Source organism: Pseudomonas sp. P5_A12 (assembly GCF_056400685.1).
Genome location: NZ_JBFUKU010000331.1, coordinates 1 through 5,457, shown reverse-complemented (window position 1 = coordinate 5,457; position 5,457 = coordinate 1). Strand labels below are relative to the sequence as shown.

Here is a 5,457-nt window from a genome sequence, read left to right as displayed (position 1 = left end):
GGACATAGATGGGGTGTGAATTGCGCCGGTAACTGCGCAAGTAATGATGACTTTACGAGCCATGGTGATCTCCTGGGTGCTTTTGTTTTGGTGTTCAGGACGTAGTAGTGCGGTCAAGAATTCGGGGCTTGACGCTTATGAGCAGCGAGGGCCATCAGGCGTCGGTCACGCCACGCGGAACGCAATGCAATTCCCTCCAGCTCAAGTTTTTGGCGACGCTCGTCATGCACTCGGGCAACGGCTGATTCCGACCAGTCAAAAGCATTTTCGGAACCGATCGTCTCGCGATTTTGTTGGCCATAGCGTTGGGCATAGTCGGATACGCCGGCAGGGGCGTTGAGATCGATGGTTTCGAAGGGGCCCATGAAAGACCACCGAAGGGCCAGTCCATCTTTAAGCACCCGATCGATGTCCTCCGAGCTAGCCAGGCCATCCTCGTGCAATTTGAAGCATTCGTTCAGGACTGCGGCTTGGACTCGATTGAGCAAGAAGCCGTGGATCTCCCGGGATAGAACGACAGGGCTCTGTCCGGCTGCGGTGTAGATCGCGTGCGCACGAACCATGACCTCAGAGTCTGTCCACGGCGCAGGGCATAGTTCTACCAGCGGAATCAGGTAAGGCGGATTGGTCGGATGAGCAACTACGCAGCGCCCCCGACCAGGAAGATCCTTGGTGAACTCGGAGGCCGGTAGCCATGAGGTTGAACTGGCAAGGATCGCGTTCTTGGGAGCCAACGCATCCATTCGACTAAAAATGTCGATTTTTGCCTCGACCGTTTCCCGAACGTTTTCCTGGACGAGCACCACGTCACGTAGTGCTTCTGCCAAATCAGGAACACATGTAATGCGCTTTAGCACGGTGAGGGGGGCGTCATTGAGGAGATCGAATTCTGCGAGCTCATTCAGTCTTGCTTCGATGTAGGCATGGCTGTTCTGCATCGTTTGCAGATCCATGTCGTGCAGACGCACTGGATGACCTGCACGAGCAAAAACGATTGCCCAAGCTCTACCGATCAGGCCTGCGCCAACAATTGCAACGGGGCCACGCTCAGTCGTAGAGGTAGTTGTACTTCGCATGATGTTCTCCAATTTTTGTATTTATGGTTAGGAGTTGCGGGTCTGGCTCGCGCAGTCCTCATCGTGTTTCGAATGGGGGGCTTTGCAGGTAGCCAACGCTGAAATGTGCGCTATGAGATTTATGCTATCCGGTGTGATCACAGATCACAAGAGTATTTTCAAGATTGTCTGACGATCGGCTTTGCGAGCGCTCAGAAGGCGCTTTGAGGCGAACTGAGAGGGATCTATGTGCTTGTGCTTCGATTAAGCAGATGTGCTCAGACTGCGCAGTTCCTGGACTATGTGCGTACTGGGTTTGCAAGGAGCGGCATCGCGAAGATTGGTACGTGAGAAATTGAACATATCCTCTCGAATACCTTGGGAAGGGAGCAGKGATTTCCAGTATCGAACTGATTAATCGGAAGGGATCCGCAGTTGTGGTTTAGCTCGGGTACGAAAGCAATTTGCCATTCCAGATGCACCTGCTTAATAAACGGCTCGCCAGCAGACTGTTGGCAAGCCGTAGTAGATTTATCGCGAAACTGGATCAGAGGTACTCGACATTGCCGTCGATACTGATCGCTTGGCCTGTCACATTGTGAGCGGCGGGAGAGCAGAGAAATAAGGCCATTGCTGCCACGTCCTCGGGTGGAGTCATCCGGCGTAATGAGATTTTCTTCAACGTTTGTTGGAGCATCTCAGGCTCGGAGATTCCTAATTGCCTGGCGCGATCACTGATAACGCGATCCTGACGAGGGCCTTCGACGATACCCGGTAGAAGTGCGTTGACTCGAATGTCCCTTTCGCCCAACTCCGCAGCCAGGGACTTCATCAGCCCTACAATTGCCCATTTGGTCGCCGCATATGGGGTTCGCCAAGCGTAACCTAAGCGGCCGGCGACGGATGAGATGTGAATGATGTGAGCATGTTCTGAATCAACCAACAGAGGTACAGCATGATGAGCGAAGCGGTACTGTGCATTGAGGTTGATGTCTATCGTTTGCTCCCACTCGGCGTCAGTGATTTTGTCTATCCCGCCCGTCGGCCCCGCAATGCCAGCATTGTTGATCAGAACATCAAGCCCATTCGCCCACTCTCGTTGTATCTCAAAGACTCGCTTAACTTCAGCAGAGTTAGAAACATCAGCCTGCGTAGCTAATGCCTCAGGGTAGCGCTCACGAAATGCTGAAACAGCCTTCTCGCTGACATCACAAACATGCACTTTCGCCCCGATCTCGAGATAGGCAGCGGCAATTACCTCCCCGATACCCGCAGCTCCGCCGGAAATCAAAACCTTCAAACCGGAGTAGGGGGTAAGTCGTTTCACAACGTTCATAGCTTTGTATCCTGTCTTATTTTTTTGTCGGACGTCTTTCCATAGTCGATGCAGGCAGTGACTAGGAATTCTTATACAGTGATATGTGATCACAGTTTTTTTGTCAAGACAGGATTATGCGCTGTAATGGCAGGTGTTGGTCGATGGCGGAGAATGCTGACAACACTTTCGGGATCCGCTTACGTGCCTATTGAGGGAGATTCAAGGAAAAAACGCGCGCAATCGGACATGGCTGACGAGTCGGAAGCGTCAAAGCGACCACTGGACATGTTGAGGGCAAGGATAGAAACGAGAGCTGTCTTCGATCTTGTCGGTGGGCTGGAGAGGGGAGCGCTTGTATGCGCTTCCCAATCGGTCGGTCTGAATGGGAAAGGCACCTCTCTCCCAAGGTTCGCATATCCATAGACACGTTCATCAAAACCTGGTCTCCCGAGCCTCTGTAGGAAAGTAATAACTGACCTCGCTAGCTATGGCGGCATTTATCGAACGGATTCGTGCTGCCGTTCGTCCGAGGCCTGTGCGGTAGAAATAGCTCGTTGGAGTGAGTTTCGGATCTAGAGCGCTGCCAATCGTATCTCAAAGTCATGCCATTCAGCTTTGCCGTACGTTCATAGCTGGTGTGAATTTTTTGACGTATTCATCCGGTGACGACCCCAATAGGATCATTTAAACGAGGTTGGCGTTAGCTCTCGTCTACCTGTGACCGACGGTCATCAGGAACATAAAAACAAAATACCCGGAGGTACTCCGATGGGTTCCAGCCAAGTTGCAATTGGATCAAACGATCCTTCCAATGACCTCTCGAAGAGTTCCAACGACGCACTGTGTGTGCTCCTAAAACTTCTATCCGTCACTTTTCGATACGGCTATACACTCATCGGAAAAAGTTACCGGTTTAAATTTAGTTGTCCGTGCGTTGGAAGATTAATGACGGTGTTGAATGGCTGGTCTTTGAGGTAGGTGTTGCAAGCATCTTCTTGAAATTTATCTAATAATAAGGGTGTAATTATGTCTAAGTCATATGAAAAAGAAATGATTGTAAACGGTACCACGCTGTGGGTCAGGGATACGGGCGAAACACAATTGCCCGTAGTGCTTTGCCTGCACTCGTGCTTTCTTGATGGAACTATGTTTGATGGGCTAGTCCAAGCCGCGAGCGGCAAGTTTCGAGTCATTCGTCCAGACTTCCGTGGTCAAGGACAAAGCGCAATTGAAAACGTCGATATCATCAGCATGGATCAGTGTGCGGAAGATATTCAAGCGCTGATCAACGCCATGGAACTAACAAATGTAAACGTAATGGCTCAATCCATGGGCGGAGACGTAGCCTTCCGCCTGATCGCTGCCAACCAGCATTTGTTTCGCTCCTTGGTCGTCGCGGGCTCATCCGCGTGTGGTGAACCTGCAGGTCAGGGAGAGCGTTTCGCTCAATGGGTGGTCGATGCAGGGGAGCACGGCTTTACTGGTGAGATTCTAGAGTTAACCATGGAGGTAATGTTTGGCAAAACCAGTCGTAACGACCCCTCCAAGGCTGAATTGATTGCCTACTGGCGCGCGAAGATCGAAGCTTTGCCAAGGGCGCTCCGTCCGGCCATGAAAGGTGTAATGCACAGGGAAAGTTCGGTAGGCCTTTTGCCGTCAATCGAAATACCTGTACTAATCATCAATGGCGAAGAGGACATGCCACGTCCTCCTGCCTGGTCAGACGAAATGCAGCGTGAGCTGCCAAACTCGACGCTCGTGCGCCTGAGCAAGATCGGTCATAGCCCGACTCTCGAAGCACCGGAGCAAGTGTTGCCGCAGATACTCAGTTTTTACGAACTGGTTCAAAACTCGAAACGGTAAAAGCTCAATCGTGACAGTTCTGGTTGATGACACGCGTATGGGAGCTACTTGTGTGGGTCATCAGCCTGAGCTTTTCAATGAGTGAGTCAATATTTTCGTGATTTTTTCTGTCCAGTAATCCGCGTCTCTTTCAGCAATAAAGCGACGCAGGTGTGGGGAACCACAGTCCCCATTAATGCCCGTAGGATCTGCTTTGAAATCCTGCAGCGGCTTATTTCGCTGCCCGCTGAGACTTAAACGCAGATTAGGCACTTATATGAAAACCAAAAACCATCTGTATGCGGTGGATGCTGCATTTTTTAACTCCTCAGGCGTCTACGATTTCCAAGCTCAGTGTGAAATTCTAAAACTAGCTGGCTATGACGGCATCATCCATGCAGCTTGGGATGGGAGAAATTGGAATCAGCTGGCGCATGTCAAATCAGCTAAAGAAGATTTTGGCATTGATGTAAGTGGGCTCTACGTAATCCTGGATTTATCTCAAGGAGTTGATCATCCAGCCAACCGTGACCTGCTCAAGATGCTGGAAACCGTGGAAGGGACTTCAACGTTCACAGTGGCTATCAAAACCGCAGGTGGCGGTGACGCCGTGGTCTGGGCCTGGCTCTCCAAAGCATTGGAAATTTGCGGACGCAGAGGGCTTGAGTTGCTCCTCTATCCCCATATGGGCTTCTGGATGGATAAGCACAAGATGGCGATCGAACTTTGCGAAAAGTTACGTCATCAGTCTCTAGGCATCGTTTTCACTGGCTACCATTGGTATGCACTGGAGGGCGATAACCCCCGACCTGTACTCGAAGGTATTTACCCGTGGCTACGGATGGTTCATCTAACCGGCTCACGTCACAGCCCTCTAGGCTTTGGCGGCAAAGCAACGTTTGAAACACTGGATTCCGGCGAGCTGGATAACCTTGCAATCATCGGTGTGCTCAAAAACCTGGGATACGATGGCCCGTTTGGCTACCAGGGATGGCTTGAGGGAGGTAACCCCTACAACAAAGTCAGACGCTCACATGATGCGCTAGTGGAGATGATTGAGCTGGCAGAGCAAAACCCACACTGGTTCAGACATTTGGGTTGATACTTACACTGAGTTCAGCCGCTTGCTGGCATATGCAAAGCGGTTGATCCAACTCGAGTAAATGGTTCGAGAGGAACAGACTGACTCAGTGCCATCTCGGCAACAGGGTCAATTTGGCGTCGGTGCCAACACCATAAAGT

General features: G+C 51.2%; 4 protein-coding genes. 2 read left to right on the top strand and 2 right to left on the bottom strand.

The genetic code is table 11. From position 1 onward, the window contains the following. Positions 1-113: 113 nt before the first annotated feature. Positions 114-1,076, bottom strand: a complete 963-nt coding sequence (locus tag AC1DSG_RS26960; RefSeq protein WP_477793606.1) for a 3-hydroxyacyl-CoA dehydrogenase — start codon at positions 1,074-1,076, stop codon at positions 114-116. Between the two features lie 526 nt (positions 1,077-1,602). Then, positions 1,603-2,391 carry an SDR family oxidoreductase gene (locus tag AC1DSG_RS26955; protein WP_477793605.1) on the bottom strand — a complete coding sequence of 263 codons (789 nt, stop codon included), beginning with the start codon at positions 2,389-2,391 and terminating at the stop codon, positions 1,603-1,605. A 1,008-nt stretch (positions 2,392-3,399) separates the two neighbouring features. On the opposite strand from AC1DSG_RS26955, the gene AC1DSG_RS26950 reads away from it, so the two are divergent. Both AC1DSG_RS26950 and AC1DSG_RS26945 read left to right on the top strand, forming a co-directional pair. Next, positions 3,400-4,236 carry an alpha/beta fold hydrolase gene (locus AC1DSG_RS26950; protein WP_477793604.1) on the top strand — a complete coding sequence of 279 codons (837 nt, stop codon included), beginning with the start codon at positions 3,400-3,402 and terminating at the stop codon, positions 4,234-4,236. A gap of 256 nt (positions 4,237-4,492) precedes the next feature. Continuing rightward, complete coding sequence (locus tag AC1DSG_RS26945; protein ID WP_477793603.1) at positions 4,493-5,317, top strand: sugar phosphate isomerase/epimerase family protein; 825 nt, start codon at positions 4,493-4,495, stop codon at positions 5,315-5,317. Positions 5,318-5,457 lie beyond the last annotated feature (140 nt).